At 71.6% G+C, this 17,220-nt stretch carries 14 protein-coding genes and 1 tRNA gene; 9 read left to right on the top strand and 6 right to left on the bottom strand.

Annotated features, from left to right (window positions below; all coding sequences use genetic code 11):
• Positions 1 to 85: 85 nt before the first annotated feature.
• From ACIBG6_RS10230 to ACIBG6_RS10220, 3 genes are read left to right on the top strand one after another with little or no spacing between them, the layout of a single operon-like run.
• A complete protein-coding gene (locus ACIBG6_RS10230; protein WP_399222132.1) occupies positions 86 to 1,249 on the top strand; it encodes a hypothetical protein in 1,164 nt (387 codons plus the stop codon).
• Positions 1,240 to 2,832, top strand: a complete 1,593-nt coding sequence (locus ACIBG6_RS10225; protein WP_399222131.1) for a hypothetical protein — start codon at positions 1,240 to 1,242, stop codon at positions 2,830 to 2,832. Before ACIBG6_RS10230 ends, ACIBG6_RS10225 begins: the two co-directional genes overlap by 10 nt.
• A complete protein-coding gene (locus tag ACIBG6_RS10220; protein ID WP_399222130.1) occupies positions 2,829 to 4,172 on the top strand; it encodes an AAA family ATPase in 1,344 nt (447 codons plus the stop codon). Before ACIBG6_RS10225 ends, ACIBG6_RS10220 begins: the two co-directional genes overlap by 4 nt.
• A 21-nt stretch (positions 4,173 to 4,193) precedes the next feature.
• Here the strand turns inward: ACIBG6_RS10220 and ACIBG6_RS10215 are convergent, their stop codons facing one another.
• Positions 4,194 to 5,843, bottom strand: a complete 1,650-nt coding sequence (locus ACIBG6_RS10215) for a recombinase family protein (protein WP_399222129.1) — start codon at positions 5,841 to 5,843, stop codon at positions 4,194 to 4,196.
• A complete protein-coding gene (locus ACIBG6_RS10210; protein ID WP_399222128.1) occupies positions 5,843 to 6,385 on the bottom strand; it encodes a peroxiredoxin-like family protein in 543 nt (180 codons plus the stop codon). Before ACIBG6_RS10210 ends, ACIBG6_RS10215 begins: the two co-directional genes overlap by 1 nt.
• A gap of 124 nt (positions 6,386 to 6,509) precedes the next feature.
• Here ACIBG6_RS10210 and ACIBG6_RS10205 point away from each other — a divergent pair, with 124 nt between their 5' ends.
• The 4 genes from ACIBG6_RS10205 to ACIBG6_RS10190 all read left to right on the top strand — a co-directional run bounded on the left by ACIBG6_RS10205 (position 6,510) and on the right by ACIBG6_RS10190 (position 8,466).
• Positions 6,510 to 7,124 carry a TetR/AcrR family transcriptional regulator gene (locus ACIBG6_RS10205; RefSeq protein WP_399222127.1) on the top strand — a complete coding sequence of 205 codons (615 nt, stop codon included), beginning with the start codon at positions 6,510 to 6,512 and terminating at the stop codon, positions 7,122 to 7,124.
• 110 nt (positions 7,125 to 7,234) lie between these two features.
• Positions 7,235 to 7,591 carry a hypothetical protein gene (locus ACIBG6_RS10200; protein ID WP_399222126.1) on the top strand — a complete coding sequence of 119 codons (357 nt, stop codon included), beginning with the start codon at positions 7,235 to 7,237 and terminating at the stop codon, positions 7,589 to 7,591.
• Between the two features lie 181 nt (positions 7,592 to 7,772).
• Entirely contained in the window at positions 7,773 to 8,402 is a 630-nt protein-coding gene (locus ACIBG6_RS10195) for a hypothetical protein (protein ID WP_399222125.1), read from the top strand.
• Positions 8,393 to 8,466, top strand: a tRNA-Lys gene (locus tag ACIBG6_RS10190). Before ACIBG6_RS10195 ends, ACIBG6_RS10190 begins: the two co-directional genes overlap by 10 nt.
• A 60-nt stretch (positions 8,467 to 8,526) precedes the next feature.
• On the opposite strand, the gene ACIBG6_RS10185 is transcribed toward ACIBG6_RS10190, so the two are convergent.
• Positions 8,527 to 9,807 (bottom strand): M6 family metalloprotease domain-containing protein, encoded by a 1,281-nt coding sequence (locus ACIBG6_RS10185; RefSeq protein WP_399222123.1) that lies wholly within the window; start codon positions 9,805 to 9,807, stop codon positions 8,527 to 8,529.
• A 326-nt stretch (positions 9,808 to 10,133) separates the two neighbouring features.
• On the opposite strand from ACIBG6_RS10185, the gene ACIBG6_RS10180 reads away from it, so the two are divergent.
• Complete coding sequence (locus tag ACIBG6_RS10180; protein ID WP_399222122.1) at positions 10,134 to 12,053, top strand: putative bifunctional diguanylate cyclase/phosphodiesterase; 1,920 nt, start codon at positions 10,134 to 10,136, stop codon at positions 12,051 to 12,053.
• Between the two features lie 124 nt (positions 12,054 to 12,177).
• Here ACIBG6_RS10180 and ACIBG6_RS10175 read toward each other — a convergent pair whose 3' ends face one another.
• Positions 12,178 to 13,875, bottom strand: a complete 1,698-nt coding sequence (locus tag ACIBG6_RS10175) for a glycosyl hydrolase family 18 protein (RefSeq protein ID WP_399222121.1) — start codon at positions 13,873 to 13,875, stop codon at positions 12,178 to 12,180.
• Between the two features lie 257 nt (positions 13,876 to 14,132).
• Positions 14,133 to 15,290, bottom strand: a complete 1,158-nt coding sequence (locus ACIBG6_RS10170; protein ID WP_399222120.1) for an LLM class flavin-dependent oxidoreductase — start codon at positions 15,288 to 15,290, stop codon at positions 14,133 to 14,135.
• 359 nt (positions 15,291 to 15,649) lie between these two features.
• Between ACIBG6_RS10170 and ACIBG6_RS10165 the strand changes: the two genes are divergently transcribed.
• The gene (locus ACIBG6_RS10165; protein WP_024758909.1) at positions 15,650 to 16,408 is read left to right on the top strand and encodes an IclR family transcriptional regulator; all 759 of its coding nucleotides are present in this window, start codon (positions 15,650 to 15,652) and stop codon (positions 16,406 to 16,408) included.
• Here the strand turns inward: ACIBG6_RS10165 and ACIBG6_RS10160 are convergent.
• Entirely contained in the window at positions 16,405 to 17,187 is a 783-nt protein-coding gene (locus tag ACIBG6_RS10160; RefSeq protein WP_399222119.1) for a hypothetical protein, read from the bottom strand. The genes ACIBG6_RS10165 and ACIBG6_RS10160 overlap by 4 nt on opposite strands.
• Positions 17,188 to 17,220 lie beyond the last annotated feature (33 nt).

Genomic DNA, 17,220 nt, shown 5'->3' with positions numbered 1-17,220 from the left:
TCTCCCATCATCGCCCACGCGAATTCGGGGTGACGTCCGGGCGACCTCCGGACGGTTGTCAGTGGTGGATGCGAGACTTCCGCGGGTGAGCGCATCCCTGGACACCGGTCTGCCCCGACCCGCGCAGACGACACTCCGACAGGCTCTGGCCGAGCTGCGCGGACCGGGCACGCCGCCGCGCGCTCTGGACGCGCGGGCGCTCGCCGCGCTCGCCGCCAATCCGGGCTGCCGACGGCGGGCGCTGCTCGACGGCGCCGGGGTCGACAAGGCGGCGCTCGCGTCGAAGCTGGGCTCCCCCGCGCCGTTCGGCCAGTCGCAGTTCGCGATCATGCGGGGCAACTCGTTCGAGGCGAAGGTCAAGGCGGACGGCGGCCGTGAGCTGCTGCGCCTGCTCGGCGTCGAGGAGCCCGGCGCGGTCTCCGTGCCCGATCTGGCGGCGGCCGGACCCCAGGGGCGGACGGCCCGGACGGCGCTCGCGCTGCGGGAGGCGACCGGGGCCGGGGCGTGGGCGCTGCTCGACCATCCGCTGCTCGCCCTGGAGGTGGCCGGCTCCCCGGTCTATCTGGAGCCGGACGCGGTGGTGGTCGCTCCCGACGGGCGGTGGACGGTCGTCGAGATCAAGTCCTTCCCGATGATCGACGGCGCGGCCGACGCGTCGAAGGTGGGCGCGGCGGCCCGGCAGTCCGCCGTGTACGTGCTCGCGCTCGAACGGATGGCGGCGCTGACCGAGGGCGCGCGGGTCGCGCACTCGGTGCTCCTCGTCTGCCCGAAGGACTTCTCGAACGTGCCGACGGCCTCGGTCGTGGACGTGCGCAAGCAGCGGTCGGTGACCCGGCGGCAGCTGGCCCGGCTGACCCGGATCGAGGAGATCGCGGACGCCCTGCCGGAGGGCACCACCTTCGATGTGGCGGGGTGCTCGCCGGCGGAGCTGACGGAGGCCGTGGAGTCCGTGCCCCACGCGTACGCGCCGGAGTGCCTGGCCGCCTGCGAGCTGGCCTTCCACTGCCGGGCGCGGGCCCGGGAGGCGGGCGCGGTGGAGACCCTGGGCCGTGCGGTACGGGGTGAGCTGGGCGGCCTCACGACGGTCGACGCGGTCCTGGCGGCGGCGCGCGGCGAGGCGGGCGACCCGGACGATCCGGCGGTGGCGGCCCTGCGCCGGGCGCGGGCGCTGCGCCAGGAGGCGCTGGACCGGGTGGCGGCGCCGAACCGGTCGCAGGGGCCGTACGAGGAGGACCCCGCATGTCGCTGATCTCCGCGCTCGCCCGGATGGAGGCCGTCGAGTCGGGCCGTGCCCAGCCGCTGGCCACCGTCCGCCACCGGCACGTGTCCGCGCGGCCGCTCGTCCTCGTCCCCCTGACGACGGCCGGTGAGGCGGGGGCGCCGCTCGGCGCGCTCGTCGGCACCGACCGCGACGAGCCGCGGCTCCTGGTGGTGGCGCAGCCCCGGGACCGGGACCTGCGGTTCGCGTTCCTCGCCGACCTGGCGGAGGAGGTCCTGCCGTACGTCGACTCGTTCACGGACGTCGTCGAGGCGGCGGAGCGGAGCGAGGTCGATGCCGAGACCGGCAAGAAGGTGAAGGTCGAGGTCGAGCTGTGCGCGGACGCGCCGCAGCTGATCGTGCCGAGCCGGGCGGGCATCGAGTACGTACGGCTGCTCGGGCGGTCGACGCGGTTCCGGCGGACGGCCGAACAGGATCCGGAGACGCCGTTCCCCGCGCCGCCGCGCGTGCCGCTGCTCGGGCGCTGGCTGACGCACTTCGGCGAGCGGGCGCGGGTGCCCGGTTCCTCGCTGCTGCTCGCCGCGACCGACCTGCTCAACCGGCACTGGGCGACCGGCCAGTCCTCCCTGGAGGACCAGCACCTGGGCGCGCTGCTCGCCTGGATCGACCCGCGGGACGGGGAGTCGGGGCCCGAGGGAGCGCTGCGGGCCGAGGCCGGCCGGGACGAGCGGGGGCAGCTGCTGTGCCCGCCCGCCGGGCCCGCCACCGATCCGGCCTTCGACAACCGGCTCCTGGCGCCCGCGATCGAGCGGTACGACCGGGCCCGGCAGGCGCTGGGCGCGGCCGAGGACGGTGAGGCGGCCGACACGGGCCTCGGCGAGCTGCACCGGGCCGAGCGGGAGATCCGGCGGGTCGTCGCGTCGCAGCTGAAGCCGACCTGGGACCTCGTCTGGCAGGCCCTCGACCTGCTGCGGGAGCTGCCGGAGGGGGCCAGGGTCGAGGACCGCTGGACCCGCGACCGCTGGTCGTTCACCGGTCACCGGGACCGGATCACGGCCGGCGAGCCGCCGCAGCCGCGCCGGGACGACGCCGTGGGGGCGGCCTCGAAGCTCGCGGCCCGCGAGCAGGCGCAGGGCCAGCTGGAGGCGCACGAGGCGCTCGACGACCCGCTGGTCCTGGCGGGACGGCGGCTCGCGGGCGAGGCGTTCGCGGCGGAGGTGGTCGAGGTGACGATGGCCTGGACGGAGTCGAAGCGGCCCGCGCCGCGCCCGCTCCTCACGGTCCGCACGGAGGACCGGCCGCACCTCGCGGAGAAGGCGAAGGTGTTCCGCTCGCTCGACGGGAAGCCGCAGGCGGCGGAGTTCGTGCGGCACGAGGAGGACGGCTCGCTGGTGCTGCGGCTCCTGGACAAGATGGGGCGGTCGAAGGAGCCCGCGGAGGGCTCGGTGCCGGAGAAGGGCGAGCGGATCGCCTGGACGCTGTTCGAGCACGAGCAGCGGGTCGGGCCGAAGCTGCCGGACCCGGAGGAGACGCCCTGGACGCACGGCGGACCGCCGCGCCAGGCCGACCTCCCCGAACCGCCCGACGCCGTGACCCCCGAGGACGTGCTGTGACGACCGTTGAACCGCGTTTCGATCCGTCCGCCGAGGCCGGGCGGGCGACGGACGGCATCCTCGCCGACACCCTGCACGGCACCTCCCGGGGTGTCGTCGTGGACTCGCCTCCGGGGGCCGGGAAGTCGACCCTGGTGGTGCGGGCGGCGCTCGAACTGGCCGCCGCCGGGCGTTCCCTGATGGTCGTCGCGCAGACGAACGCGCAGGTGGACGACCTGGTGCTGCGGCTCGCCGAGAAGGAGCCCGGCCTGGAGGTGGGCCGGCTGCACTCGAACGACAGCGACCCGTACGACAAGGCGCTCGACGACCTGGCCACCGTACGGAAGTCGGCGAAGCCCGGAGAGCTGGCGGGGCTGCCGGTCGTCCTGTCGACCTCCGCCAAGTGGGCGCACGTGAAGAACGTCGAGCCGTGGGCGCACGCGATCGTCGACGAGGCGTACCAGATGCGCTCCGACGCGCTGCTCGCCGTGGCGGGGCTCTTCGAGCGGGCGCTGTTCGTGGGCGACCCCGGGCAGCTCGACCCGTTCTCGGTGGTGGGCGCGGAGCAGTGGGCGGGCCTCTCGTACGACCCGTCCGCCTCGGCCGTCTCCACCCTGCTCGCGCACAATCCGGAGCTTCCGCAGCACCGGCTGCCGGTCTCCTGGCGGCTGCCCGCCTCGGCGGCGCCACTGGTGTCGGACGCCTTCTACCCGTACACGCCGTTCCGCAGCGGTACCGGGCCCGGGGACCGGAAGCTCTCCTTCGGGGTGGCGTCGGACGGTTCGGGTCCCGACCGGGTCCTCGACGAGGCGGCGGAGTCGGGCTGGGGGCTGCTCGAACTGCCGGCCCGCACCACCCCGCGCACCGACCCCGAGGCGGTCGGCGCGGTCGCCCTGGTCGTCCGGCGGCTCCTGGACCGGGGCGGCGCGGCGGTCTCGGAGCGGTCCGAGCGTCCGGTGCCCCTGACGCCCGACCGGGTCGCGGTCGGCACCGCCCACCGCGACCAGGCGGCGGCGGTCCGGGCGGCGCTCGCGGGGCTCGGGGTGACGGGCGTGACGGTGGACACCGCGAACCGGCTCCAGGGGCGCGAGTACGACGTCACGGTCGTCCTCCATCCGCTGTCCGGGCGCCCGGACGCGACCGCGTTCCACCTGGAGACGGGCCGCCTGTGCGTACTGGCCTCCCGGCACCGGCACGCCTGCGTCGTGGTGTGCCGCGCGGGCGTCGCGGAGCTCCTCGACGAGCACCCGTCGACGGAGCCGGTGCGGCTCGGCGCGGCGGTGTCGTTCCCCGACGGCTGGGAGGCGATGATGTCCACGTACGAATTCTTGTCGAGCCACCGCGTCTCATGGCGGCCGTAGATTCCGCCCCAAGAGGCTTGATCAGATCTCGGAAGGCAGATCTCGCCCCTCCCACGTTTCCTTGAAGACCGTGAAGGCATCGAGGTTCCACTGTTCCTCGTCGTGCGGCTCGACCGATCCTGCCGGCGCAGAGCCAGTTCTCTCGGCAACATCGATCGGCGCAATAACACACATGGCCACACCTCGACTTTTCTTGGCAGGGTCACCCCAGACAAAGAGGCGAAATCCGGCCTCACGAAGGAAAGACCCTCGCTCCTTCCACCCCCTCAGCGCAGACCACTGCTCGGCGTAGGTACGGCCGGTGCCGGTGACCTCCCACCGGCCTGGCGTGCAGCGCTCGGCGAAGAGCTCTTCGAGGGTGGCCGCGTGCCGCTCCATCGCACCGGTCAATGAAGCGATCACCGCAGGAGAAGCGGCCAAGGCAACTGATTGCGACAGATTGTCGATGGCCCGTTCAAGTTCCTTGATCCGTTTCCTGTTGCCCCTGCCCGGGATGTATCGACGCTCGGTGATCTCCCTGTCGCCCATCCTTGCCAGGAAGGTGCGCTCGACAGTCGCGTATACCTGCGCTTGGGGCCAAGAGACCGAGAACGCGCAAGCTTCGCCGTTGGACCATGAGGAGCACCGGAAGTACTCATGCCTCCGGATTTCTCCCGTGCTCAGCTTTCCCGCCGAGCGGTTCTCGTACATCTTCTTCCCGCACGGGCAGTAGAGAACGCCCGTCATGGGAGACGCGCCAGGCTTGATTCCGGCCCGGTGCAACCCGAGGGCCGTCACCACCGCTTGTAACTTCTCGAACTCCTCGTCACTAAGGATCGGAGCCGCCCATCGCACGGGAACTCCGTCCCGAAGCAAGGGCGCTCCCCTGTGCATGGCGATTCCCTTGAGGGTCGGCTTCTTCAGCATCTTTCCGAGAGTGGACGTGGTCCACCTGACACCCTTGACCTCGGTCTTGACCCCGCCCTTCCCCTCAGCCTCGTTGGCGCTCCTCTGGTAGTCCTGCGAGGTGAGAACACGCCGATCGTTCCAGTCCCGACACAGGCGGCTCATGCTCCACCCCTGCTCAGCGATGCGCTCGTACGCCTCACGGATCAAGGGGCCCGTCACCGGGTCGATGGCCAGCTTGTAGCGACGCCGACTCTGATGGTCGGTGAGAACCGGCCGGTAGCCGAAGGGCCAAGTGCCTCCACCCCACAGCGATTCATCGCGGTAGTAACGAGTCTGACTGCGCCGCTTCTGCACGATGGTTTCCCGGTACGCCTGCGCATGCGTCGCCTTGATGTATGCGAGCATCCGACCGTTGCCGGGAGCGATGTCCAGTTCGGGGTCGTCCAGGCAGATGACGTCCTTCCCGGCCTGGTAGCACTTATCCGCGAACATCTCCCAGTGCGTCTGGTTCCGCGTGATGCGGTCGAGGGACGTGACCATGATCGCGTCCCACTCGTACCAGAGCGGCTCACGCATCCACCTGCCGAGGCCGGGTCGCTCCTCAGGCCTCACCGCGCCCGAGACGAACGAGTCCTCCACATCCCCGACCTCATCGAACCGCCCCTCAGCAGCCGCGCCGTCCAAAGCGTCGGCTTGACGCGCCAAAGCTGTGCTGTCCTCGGAGTCTCGGCTGATCCGCCGCATCTTCAGGACACGAGTGCCCGGTGACAGCCGGAACGGCATCACTCGGCCGCCTTCAGGGTCGACGCAAGGCTGAGCAGTTCATCGATCGACCACTGGTCGTAGACGTGCTCCCCGTACTTCACGGCGGCGACACGACCGTCGGAAGCAATCAGGAAGTCGGCCGGCAGGCCCAGACGGCCGGCCGGCTGGGAGGCAGCGGGCAGGTGGCCGCGGCCACGGAGCAGCTCCCAGGCGCCGCGCACGACGGCTCGGGCGATAGCCGGCCAGGCACGGGGGTCGAGCAGGGCCCTTCGGCGGGCCTCCACGCCGAACTCGGCGTACAGGAGTCGGTCGGGATCCGCGACGACGGCGAAGGGCAGATGGGCCACGTGCTGACGGAGTTCGTCCGCCGGCGAGTGAAAGAGCACGACCTCCCGGATTCCGGCCCGTTCGATCTCCTCGTGCCTCAGAACCGCCGACCGCAGGTGAAGGTTGCAGACCGGGCAGCCCGCGAAGCGCCGGAACTGCACATGGGTGTGGCGTCCAGGATCCGGGAGCGTGACCGGGGGACCGAGGACCGGGGTGAGCGTGCGGGCTGACACGGAGTGGCCAGGTTCTAGCCGTAAGCGGGACGTGGGCGTGCGCATGGGACACCTTCCTCGCGGAAACCGTAGGCGTACGTCGTACTCTTAAATCGTAGGCGTATGACGTACGCTGTCAACTGCCATGCCTCGACCCCGCTCCCTCACCCAGGACCAGCTGGCCGCCACGGCCCTCGCCGTCATCGACCGCGACGGGCTCGCCGCCCTCACCATGCGCACCGTCGCCAAGGAACTCGACATGAGCCCCATGGGGCTCTATCGCTATGTGACCGACCGCGACGAACTGGAAGGACTCGTGGCCGAGCGCGTCCTCGACACCGTCGATGCCACCCCACCGTCTGCGGCCACGCCTTGGCGAGAGCGGATCGAGATCATGGTCGGGCGCCTGCGCGACGGCATGGCCGCCCACCCCGGGGCAGTCTCGCTGACCGTCGCCCACCGGCACCGTTCGCTCGGGGGGCTGCGCTGGTCGGAGACCGTACTCGGCATCCTGGCCGAGGCGGGGATCGACGGCGGTCGGCGAGTCGTCGCCCTGCGCGCCCTCCACGGGTACGTCACCGGGGCGATTCAGCTCGAACACCTGGGACCGCTCGCCGGCGAGGGCACGGCGACCATCGCCACGCTGCCCAAGGACCGCTTCCCCCACCTGGCGGAGACCGCACGGAGCGCGGGCGGGATCAGCCCGGACGAGGAGTTCTTCGGCGGCTTGCGCCTGATCCTGCGCGGCCTGGACGACTAACCGGCGCGCGGCCGGGGCGCGCGGCCGGAGCCTCGCGCTCTTGCGCGGCGCGAGACAATGGAAAGCGGCCCGGGATCCCGGGCCGTGCCTGTGCGAGGAGGAGAAGAACGATGGCGGAACCCGCGGAGCGGAGCGGACAGCGACGGCTTCGGCCGGCACCGCTGGTCTTCGAGCCTGCCGAGGCGACCGCCGATCCGGAGCACTTCTTCGACCTGGAGTCGATAGAGGACCCGCGCGAGCTGCTGGCGCGGGCGACGGAGCTGACGCTGGCGTTCCGCGCGGCGACGGACCGCGCGACGGAGTTCCAGGCGATCGCGGCGGCGCAGCTGGCGGACCCGCGCCGGTTCGACCGGCTGACGGCGGCCGCCGTCGCCGAGCGGGCGGAGTGGACCGAGGACTACGCCCTGAAGATGATCGAGTTCGGCCGCGATCTGATCCGGGCGAACGGGCGTCCGCCGGAGGAGTAGACGGCGGGGGTCGGGCTCCGGGGACGGGCGGGAGTGGACGCCCCGAGCAGACGCCGGAGTAGGCCGGACGGGGGCGTCCCGTGGCATATGCGGGGCGCACGATACTCCTCGGCCACCCCTCTTGTTCGGGATTCCGGCAACTCTCGGAAACCGGGTCGTCACGGCCGGTAGATCTGGTCGCATGACGACCTGGTTGCGCGACGAGACCCCGTACGACATCTTCCGTTTCCTGCGGGAGGGCGACGAGGGGCGGCACCAGACCGCCCACGTGACCGCCGACGGTGCGGCCTGGCTCGCCTCGGCCGCCGGGGGTCGCCCCGGGGCCGCGCTCACGCGCTGGGAGGCCAGCCCCGCCTCGCCCGCGGCGCTGCCCTGCGGGACGGTCTTCGACGTCGTCAACGTGGACCCGGTCTTCGGGCGCCGGATGCTCGACCGGCTGTGGGCGGACGGCCCCGGTTCCGGGCCGGTCGCCGTGCACCGGGGCCGGATGATGCTGTTCGCCGCGCCCGGGACGGCCCAGCGTTTACCGGCGCTGCTCGACTGGGAGGAGTGGGGCGAAGCCGTCCCCCGGCCGCTCTGTCACGGCGTCGGGGACGCGGTGACCGTGCCCCCGCTCACCCCGGCCGACTCCGCCGGGCCCCGCTGGCTGGTGGCCCCCGACACGCGGAACCCGTGGCTGCCCGGACCCGAGGTGGTGCTCTGGGCCTGCGTGCGGGCCGTGCGGGCGGCCGCCACCCCCGACGTGCGGGTATCGATTTTTCCTCCCGCCGATCCGGATGCTAATGTCTACGACGTCAGCAGGCGCCGCTAGCTCAGTTGGTTAGAGCAGCTGACTCTTAATCAGCGGGTCCGGGGTTCGAGTCCCTGGCGGCGCACAGACGGAAGAAGCCCCTCGCGGAAGCGGGGGGCTTCTTCGTGCTCCCGTGATCTCCGGGTCAGCCCACGACGGGCGGGGTGACCTTCACCGTCCAGGCGCCCGTCTCGGTACGGTCCGCCACCTCGACGCGGACGCCCGTCCCGGGCACGGTGAAGGTCTCGCCCTCCTCCAGCGGCGCGTCCGCGAGCGGCGGGTAGACCGAGCGGTCCCAGCACGCCTCGGTGCGCGGGTGGGCGTCGACGACCTGGACCGGTCCGTCGCCGGATGCCGCGCCGCTGCGCACCCGGTAGACGAGGACGCCCTCGGTGCAGGTGCCGGCGTCGTTGCCGGTGGCGCTCCGGGCCTCGATCGCCACGACGCTGTCCTGGCCGGTCCTGACGACGGCGAGCCGGGTGCCGAGGGTGCCGCTCTCCGTGGGCGGGGCCTCGGTCGGCTCCAGGCTGACCAGCTGGGGGCCGACCCCCTGGACGCACGTCACCTGGGCCCGCGAGAGCCAGCCGAGCTTCCACTTGTGCCAGCCGAAGAGGTCGGGCGCGAGCCCGAACTGACTGCCCATGACGTCCCAGTCGCCCACGTGGGTGTCCCAGTCGCCCTTGCCGTCCGCCGGGCGGTGGTAGAGGTCGGGCAGGTCGAAGACGTGGCCTGTCTCGTGGGCGAGGACGTTCCGGTCGGGCGGGTGCCGCTCGAAGACCGTGACGACCCGCTTGATCTCGGCGCCGTCCACCTCCAGCGGGCGTTCGAGGTTGACGACCTTCGTCGCGTCGGAGTCCACGCCGGGCGCGTCCGGGTCGGCGACCAGGTAGACGACGTCGTACCGCGAGAAGTCGACGTCCGCGTCGGCGGCGGCGACCGCGTCGCGCAGGTAGGCCGCGCGCTTCCCGGAGTCCCAGTCGCGCCGTATGTCGTACGCGCTCGACGCCTGCGGCATCCGGGTCCACTCGGACCGGGGGTGCGCGCGCAGGTCGAAGCGGCCGTAGGAGGCGCGGTCGAAGTACTCGCTGGTGGCCGGGAAGTGGTCGGCGGCGAGCTCGGCCGGGGTGGTGAGCGGCGTGGCGTCCGGGAACGACAGGAAGATCATGACCGCGTCGAGGGTGCGGGTGGGGCGCGGATAGGAGCCGTTCCAGGTGTCGAGGCCGAGCGAGTGATGGGCCGCGGTGCGGGGCAGGGCGCAGGGATCGGCCGCGGGCGCGCCGACGGCGGGGCCCGCGACGAGCCCCGTGGCGGCGAGCGCGGCGAGCGCGGTGAAGGCCGCCGCGCCGGCACGCAGCCTCGGCCGCTCCACTCCACCGGGTGGCTGCTGACCCCTCACGTGGACCTCCGGATCGGTAGGACGGGACACCCACCACCACCTTGTGATGATTTGTGGCGTTTCGCATGTTTCCGCTGCCCCGGTCGAGTGAGGGAGCGCCGCCGGGTCGACGCGACACGAGCGGGCAACAGCTCACGGAAAGTCACATTCGGTCACGTCGCCACCGGCCCGTGTCAGACCCGTGCAGAAACGATCGGGCGGCGGGTCCCGGTGGGGAGCCTCACAGCGTCCGGTGACCCCCGGAGCGGCCTCGGAGCTGGAACGGCCCCCCGACCTGGCTCTATGATCGGCACACTTTCCTTGGCCGACCATCCCGACCACATGTGAACGGCCCGACTGCACTACGGGAGCGAGCGGTGAGCGAAACCCCCGAAGGACCGGTGCACCCAGAACCGCCGGAGACGCCCCCGACCGACCTCGCCGTCACGGAGCGTCACGCCGACCCCTGCGCCGCGCGTCAGACCGACCTCGTCCGCGACGCCGACCGCCGGGCGGCCGAACTCCGGGACTACCGCGCCGCCTTCCGGGCCGCGCAGCTCGCCATGGCCGTCGTCGACCAGGACGGCATCGTCGTCACGGCCAACGACTCCTTCGGCGCCCTCCTCGGCACCGAGGCCGGGGCGCTCCGCGAGCAGGCCGCCGCCGATCTCGTCGACCTCGCCTCCGACGGCCGCACCTGGCACGCGTACCGCGAGGTGCTCCGCGGCCGCCGCTCCCGCTTCCGCTGCACGCGCCGGCTCAAGCACCCCGACGGGCGCTCGCTCTGGGCCGAGGTCACCGTCTCCCCCGTACCGGACAGCCGGCGCGTCCTGCTGTCGATCGCGGACATCAGCGACCGGCGCGAACTCCAGGCGCGGCTGCGCCACCTCCAGATGCACGACCCCGTGACCCGACTGCCCAACCGGGCCCTGTTCTTCGAGCGGCTCTCGTCGGCCCTGGAAGCCGCCGCCCAGGACGCCCCGGCGGACACCGCACCGGCCGACTCGTCCTACGAGTCACATGAGTCACATGAGTCGTACGGGTATGGCAGAACAGGGCGGATCGGTCTCTGCTACCTCGATCTCGACGGCTTCAAGGCCGTCAACGACACCCTCGGCCACCGGGTCGGCGACCGGCTCCTCGCCGCCGTCGCCGCCCGCCTGACCGAGTGCGCGGACAGCGACGGCTACACCCGCAGCGGCGGCCACCTCGTGGCGCGGCTCGGCGGCGACGAGTTCGCGATCCTCGTCGAGGACTCCACCGGTACGGAACAACTGGCCGACCTGGCCCGCTCGGTGCTGCGCGCGCTCCAGCTCCCCTTCGACCTGGGCGGTCAGCGGCTCGCCGTCTCCGCCTCCATCGGCGTCATCGAGCGCAACGCGCACGGGACGACGGCGACCGCCCTCATGCAGGCCGCCGACACCACGCTGTACTGGGCGAAGGCGGACGGCAAGGCCCGCTGGACCCTCTTCGACCCGGAGCGCAACGCGCACCGGATGACCCGGCAGGCGCTCTCCTCCACGCTCCGCCCCGCCGTGGAGCGCGAGGAGTTCGGCCTCGAGTACCAGCCGCTCGTGGACCTGACGGACGGGGCGGTGCGCGGGGTGGAGGCGCTGGTGCGCTGGAACCACCCGCAGTTCGGCTCGCTCCCGCCGAATCGGTTCATCGCCATCGCCGAGGAGGACGGCTCCATCGTCGAGCTCGGGCGGTGGGTGCTGCGGACCGCCTGCCGCCAGGCCCGGCAGTGGCAGAAGGACCATCCGCGCGAGCGCCCGATCTTCGTCAGCGTCAACGTGGCGGTCCGGCAGGTCTGGGACTCCGACCTGGTCGCGGACGTCGCCGGGATCCTCGCGGAGACCGGGCTCGCCCCGCACCTGCTCCAGCTCGAACTGACCGAGTCCGCCGTGATGGGCTCGGCCGGACGGCCGCTCCAGGCACTCCAGGCGCTGAGCGACATGGGCGTGCGGATCGCGATCGACGACTTCGGCACCGGCTACTCGAACCTGGCCTACCTGAGCCGGCTTCCGGTCTCCGTCCTCAAGCTGGACGGCTCCTTCGTCCGCGGCTTCCAGGACGAGGAGCACGCCAACCCGGCCGACGAGCTGATCGTCGAGGCGCTCGTCCAGCTCGCGCACCGGCTCGGGCTCACGGTCACCGCCGAGTGCGTCGAGACCTCGGGGCAGGCCGCCCGGCTGCGCCGGATCGGCTGCGACACGGGGCAGGGCTGGCTGTACTCGCGGGCGGTGGCCCCGGACCGCATCGCCGAACTGATCGGCACGGAGCCGCTGCGGGTCTGAGCCGCGCCCGCCCTCGTACACCGGGCATGGAACTGCCCCCGGCCGGAGGGACATTCCGGGCGGGGGCAGTGGTTCATGAGGTGGTGCGGGGTGTCAGGAGGTCAGGGGTCAGGAGGTCAGGGCCTCAGCAGGCGCCCAGGTCCTTCCAGACGCCCCACTCGCCGGTCGTGCCCGGCGTCTCGTTCTGCGTCCACCACTGGGCCTTGTACTTGCGGCCGTTGTGGGAGACCTCGTTGCCCGCGTTGTAGACCGTGCCGGCCACGTAGGCCGGGACCGAGCCGCAGCCCGTGGGCGGCGTCGTCGGGGGCGTGGTGGGCGGGGTGGTGGGCGGCGTCGTCGGCGGGGTGGTCGGCGGCGTCGTGGTCGGCGGCGTGGTGGTGGCGCCGAGCGCGGTGTTGATCTGGCCCAGCAGGGTGGCGTTCTCGTCCAGGCCGAGGAGCGAGTACATCATCGCGCCGGCCAGGCCGCGCTGCTTGCCGTAGTCCACCCGGGCCTGGACGGACTTCTGGTTGAGGCCGGTGAAGAACTCGCCGTCCTTGTAGAAGTACGAGGACTTCGACTGGTCGTCCCAGAAGGTCGTCGACGCGTTGTCGACGATGCCGCCGAGCTCCTTGTAGTGCGCGATGCCGGCCTGCTGGCTGAGCGGGCGGGCGCCCGAGCCGCCGGTGGCGGTCTGCGCGAGGCCGTTGGTGGTGCCGGCCGGCACGCCCTTCCAGCCGCGGTAGTAGAACTCGTAGCCCAGGGTCAGCTTGTTGGCGGGGAAGCCGCCCGCGATGCCGTAGGCCGGGTTGCCGTCGATCCAGGAGTCGATGGCGGAGTCGATGCTGTACTTCTCGGTGCCCGGCGCGATCACGTCGGTCGGGTCGTTCGTCGAGGGGTACAGCGGGGACTGGTGGTACGTCGGCCCGTCACCGTCCCAGGCGCCGTGCATGTCGTACGTCATGATGTTGGCGTAGTCCAAGTACTGGCCGATCTTGTCGGTCTCGATGTACTTGATCTTGTCCTGGCCGGCCGGGAGGGCCGAGGTCAGCAGGTACTTCTTGCCGCCGTTGGCCGCGCCGTACTCGTCGAGCTGCTTGCGGAACTCGGCGAGGAGGAGGGTGAAGTTCTGCTTGTCCTCGGGGCCGTAGTGGTTGCCCAGGTGGCCGCCGGAGGAGCCCGGGTACTCCCAGTCGATGTCGATGCCGTCGAAGATGCCGGCCGCCGTGCCCGCGCCGCCGAAGCCGCCCTCCACGGGCAGGTTGCCCTTGAGGTACTGGTCGATGCAGGAGGAGACGAGCTTCTTGCGGCTCGCGTCCGTCTTCGCCGCGTCGTGGAAGTACTTGGAGTAAGTCCAGCCGCCCAGCGAGATGTTGATCTTCAGGTGGGGGTACTTCGCCTTCAGTTCCTTGAACTGGTTGAAGACGCCCACGATCGGCTGGTCCCACTTGTCGGCGACGCCGTCGACGCTGTCCGCCGCACTGAAGGACTTCTGGTAGTCGGCGTACGAGTCGCCCGCACCGTCACCCGCGTTGGGGTTGTTGTCGTCACCCGCGGCCTTGTTGGCCATGAAACAGGTGAGGTTGGTGGGGTGGATGTTGCCGAACGAGTAGTTGATGACGTCCAGCTTGCTCGCGATGCCCCGGGTGTCGAGGTGCTTGGGGTAGAACGCGTTGCCGTAGACGCTCCACTGGTCGTAGTACGCGATGCGCACATTGCCCGCAGAGGCAGTGGTCGACGTGTCGGCCGCCTGGGCGGAGCCGAGGCCGACGGTCGCGGCGAGCGCGCCGGCGGCGAGGGCCGAGCTGAGGAGCGCGGCGATCAATGGCTTACGGGGGTGCACGTGCGGCCTCCGAAGGGGGGTGAACTGGGTGGTGCCGTACAGGAGCTGAGGAAGTGATAACCGGCACATGAACAGCGCGTCAATGGTCTGAACCAGATTGAGGACTAGACCAATTCGGCGAGGAAAGCCCTTGTCAGAGAGGTGCAGCACAAAACGGAACCGCCCGCCACCATGGGTGACGAGCGGTTTAAGGTTCACTTAGGGGTGCCGCCGAGGTGGTTCGGGAACGAACCAACCTGACGAGGAAACCAGGGTTTTTACCCGGCCGTCCCCTCGCCGGAATCCGTCCCCGCCTCGGAGTCCGACGCCTCCGGCAGGTGCGGGAGCTCGTACGCGTCGGCGATCAGCTCGTAGCTCCGGAGCCGGGCCTCCCCGCCGTGCGCGTTGGCCGTGATCATCAGTTCGTCCGCGCCCGTGCGCTTCCGGAGGTCGTCGAGGCCCGTGCGGACCTCGCCTGGGGTGCCGTACACGATGTTCGCCAGCCATCCGTCGACGAACTCCCGCTCGGCGGGGCTGAAGTCGTACGCCTCCGCCTCCTCGGGCGTCGGCACCAGGCCGGGCCGGCCGGTGCGCAGCCGCAGCATCGCGAGCGCGCCGGTGAGGACCTGGCGGCGGGCCTGCTCCGCCTCGTCGGCGGCGAGCGCCGCGACGCCGATCATCGCGTACGGGGCGTCGAGGACCCCCGAGGGCCGGAAGGATTCCCGGTAGAGGTCGAGCGCCGGGATCGTGTTCCGGGCGGAGAAGTGGTGGGCGAAGGCGAAGGGCAGTCCGAGCAGACCGGCGAGGCGGGCGCTGAAGCCGGAGGAGCCGAGCAGCCAGACCGGCGGCCGCCCCTTCGGGCCCTGCACCGGGCCGGGCACGGCGTGGATCCGGGCGTACGGGTGCCCGTCGGGGAAGTCGTCGTCCAGGAAGCGCGTCAGCTCGGCGAGCTGCTCGGGGAAGTCTTCCCCAAGCTCTCGGCTTCGCTCGAGCAGGGGAGACCCCAATGCCCCCTCGTTCAGCCGGTCCGTGCGCCGCAGGGCGGCGGCCGTGGCGCCGTCGGTGCCGGGCGCGCGGCCGAGGCCGAGGTCGATCCGGCCCGGGGCGAAGGCCTCCAGGGTGCCGAACTGCTCGGCGATGACGAGCGGGGCGTGGTTGGGCAGCATCACGCCGCCGGAGCCGAGGCGGATGCGACGGGTGTGGGCGGCGAGGTGGGCGAGGATCACCGCCGGGGAGGAGGAGGCGACGCCGGGCATGGAGTGGTGCTCGGCCACCCAGTGCCGGTGGAAGCCGCGCCGCTCGGCGAGCCGGCTCAGCTCGACGCTGGTGGCCAGCGCCTGCGTCGCGGTCCGCCCGCTGCCGACGGTCACCAGGTCCAGTACGGACAGCGGTACGGGCGCGGCTCCCCGCGCCTCTCCTCGAATAGCGTCGGTCACCGTAGGGACCCTCCTCGGCACACGTGCGGATGGTGCGGACACTGCATCCGATCCACAACAGGAGGGGGTCTCCGCTTATTCCGTATGTTCTCGGCCACCGGCGGAGCCCTGAGCGGGTCCGCTTCCCCGTAAAAAATCTCCCGGGCGTCACCACCCGAACGCGCGCGCGAACCCGGCCCCGCACGGCCCTGACCTGAGACTCTCTGAAGGAGTCATGACATAGGCATATGCCAGGGTGGTGCACCGCAGGCTACGACGGGGATCCTCCGCATCATTCTCGCCAACAGCCGCCCCTGAAAGGGTGCTTGGCGGCTATCGTGGTACGAAAGCTTGCGGTCACAACCTGGTAGGGGGAAACCGTGGCGCTGAAGCCCGAGCCCACCGCGCCGTTCCACTCGGTGCAATACGCCTTGCGCGTCCTCGAGACGGTCTCACGGCACGGTGGCGGAGTGACGGACGTCCAGATCGCCCGCGAGACGGGCCTGCCCGTCGCTCATCTCTCGTCGCTGCTCCTCATGCTCCGCCGCGAGGGGTACGTCGAGCAGGTCGCCGACGGCGCGTACGTCATCGGGGACTCCCTCGTCCTCCTGGGTTCCGGCCTGACCCGCCGCGAAGCCCTGGAGGCCAAGCTCCAGGAGACCCTGACCGAGCTGCGCGACTCCGTCGGCGCGGCCGTCTACATCAGCCGGTACATCGACGGCGAAGTGAAGATCACCCAGTTCGCCGACGGGCCGCGCACCCCGAAGGTCAACGAATGGGTGGACTTCCGCTCGGCGGCGCACGCCAGCGCCGTCGGCAAGTGCCTGCTCACCCAGCTCGACCAGAACGGGCGCCGGGACCACCTCGCCCGCCACAAGATCGCCAGGCTGACCTCCCGGACGATCACCAACGAGCGGATCCTCTTCTCGAAGCTCGACAGCCAGCCGGCGACGGTCCCCGTGCTCGACCTCCAGGAGTACGCGGTCGGCACGGTCTGCGCCGCCGTCCCGCTGACGGCGGGCTCGGCGGTGGGCTGCCTGGCACTCTCCCTGCCGATCGAGCACGCCCACCGGCTGCGCGCCGCGGCGGACACGCTCAACCGGCGGGCCGCGCCGGTGGTGCTCTCGCTGGCGATCTAAGACGTGATCCGCAGCTCACCAGAGGGTGAGCTGCGGTCGCAACCGGGGCGGGGGCCGGGCGCTCCAGCGTGGTCACCTTGCGGTGGCTCATCTGGGGTTGCTCGGTCCCGCACTCCGGCGGTTCGGGGAGCAGAGGTCCCAGGGCGTTGCCGTGGGACTGCCACGCGACCAGCACCCGCAGGGGCGTTCTGGCACGGTGTGGTTGACTCCCGCAGGGCTTCTTCCAGCCCTTCGGAGAAGATGATCTGTGCGTGCCGGGACGCGGTGGTGTCCAGGTACGCGGTCTTGGGGTCGTCCACGTCGGTGAAGCGGACGAAGACGGCCAGCGCGGCGGATACAAGATCGCGCTTCCCGGCCAGGCCGCAGACAATGCACTTGTGCTCACGGTCACGGAGGGTCTTCCGTGCGCGCTCGCCGCACAGGCAGTGCTGTGACAGCGCGGTGGACCAGGTGGAGGCCGGGACGAATCGGCCGCCCGCAGCCTGGCACTCACGCTCAAGGGCGGCGATGAGCAGACCGGGTGCGGTCTGGGAAAGACGCTTGCCCCATAGCCGGTACCAGGTGCGGATGTCGCAGTCCTCGACCACGAGGACGGGGCCGTGGGCGGCGATGATCTGACGGGCGAGGGCGCGTGCGCGGTGGCGTCGGTGCTCCGCGCTGCTGGCGGCTGCTTCGGTCTGGCGGGCGCGATACTGCCGGTAGTTGACCGACAGCAGGTCGCGGCGGAACGCCTGCTTCGGCACCCCATCGACACGGGCTGCACGGGCACCGCCGGGCACGCTGACGGTCCTGGGCTCCAGTCCCTTGCAGGC

It is taken from the genome of Streptomyces sp. NPDC050842 (assembly GCF_044456565.1).
GTDB lineage: Bacteria > Actinomycetota > Actinomycetes > Streptomycetales > Streptomycetaceae > Streptomyces.
This window is presented reverse-complemented; position numbering and strand designations above follow the sequence as displayed.

What these genes read in the sequence shown, in the direction of transcription:
- ACIBG6_RS10225 (WP_399222131.1), top strand. Translation starts at nt 1,240, where the DNA reads ATGTCGCTGATCTCCGCGCTCGCCCGGATGGAGGCCGTCGAGTCGGGC.
- ACIBG6_RS10195 (WP_399222125.1), top strand. Translation starts at nt 7,773, where the DNA reads ATGACGACCTGGTTGCGCGACGAGACCCCGTACGACATCTTCCGTTTC.
- ACIBG6_RS10200 (WP_399222126.1), top strand. Translation starts at nt 7,235, where the DNA reads ATGGCGGAACCCGCGGAGCGGAGCGGACAGCGACGGCTTCGGCCGGCA.
- ACIBG6_RS10215 (WP_399222129.1), bottom strand. Translation starts at nt 5,843, where the DNA reads ATGCCGTTCCGGCTGTCACCGGGCACTCGTGTCCTGAAGATGCGGCGG.
- ACIBG6_RS10205 (WP_399222127.1), top strand. Translation starts at nt 6,510, where the DNA reads ATGCCTCGACCCCGCTCCCTCACCCAGGACCAGCTGGCCGCCACGGCC.